Origin of the sequence: Colwellia echini (assembly GCF_002843355.2) — a bacterium.
Classification (GTDB): Bacteria; Pseudomonadota; Gammaproteobacteria; order Enterobacterales; family Alteromonadaceae; genus Colwellia; species Colwellia echini.
This window is the reverse complement of sequence record NZ_PJAI02000089.1, coordinates 1-536: the sequence shown is the minus strand read 5'-3', so window position 1 is coordinate 536 and position 536 is coordinate 1. Positions and strand designations below refer to the sequence as shown.

Below are 536 nucleotides of genomic sequence, written 5' to 3'. Positions count from 1 at the left end.
AAAGTCCAGCATTTCGGCTAAAGCCGATTACTCCACTTCAAAGTTGTCATTTGATTTGCGCTCAAAGTGATGTTCCAAGTATTCTTTGATCATCTCTTTTGTTAGCTCTCCTGCTGTGACACAAAAGTAACCTCTAGCCCAAAAATGTTGCCCCCAATACCGTTTTTTCAATTGAGGAAACTCTTGAAACAACTTCGTTGATGTTCGTCCTTTTATTCGTCGCATTATCTCTGATGGTGATAAACTAGGTGGTGCTGAAACCAACAAGTGAACATGATCTTGACTGACTACCCCACGTAGTATTTCAATTTCTAAGTGCTCACAAGTTTGCCTTGCTAGCTCTCTAACTCTTAATCCTATATCACCTGTTAAGACTCGATAACGATACTTCGTTACCCAAACAAAATGATATTCAATTTTATATTTGGTATGTGAACCATTACGATATTTCATACTTATATAATAAACGCAACTGCTAGCTGAAAGCTATCCCGTCTAAAGACGGGGGTTTAAACCAACTCCTTCTGACGAATTAA

General features: G+C 38.2%; 1 protein-coding gene. It reads right to left on the bottom strand.

Going from position 1 to position 536, the window contains the following annotated elements; genetic code table 11:
- Window positions 1–27: 27 nt before the first annotated feature.
- Window positions 28–453, bottom strand: a complete 426-nt coding sequence (gene tnpA / locus CWS31_RS17380; RefSeq protein WP_148747795.1) for an IS200/IS605 family transposase — start codon at window positions 451–453, stop codon at window positions 28–30.
- Between the last annotated feature and the right edge of the window lie 83 nt (window positions 454–536).

What these genes read in the sequence shown, in the direction of transcription:
- tnpA (WP_148747795.1), bottom strand. Translation starts at nt 453, where the DNA reads ATGAAATATCGTAATGGTTCACATACCAAATATAAAATTGAATATCAT.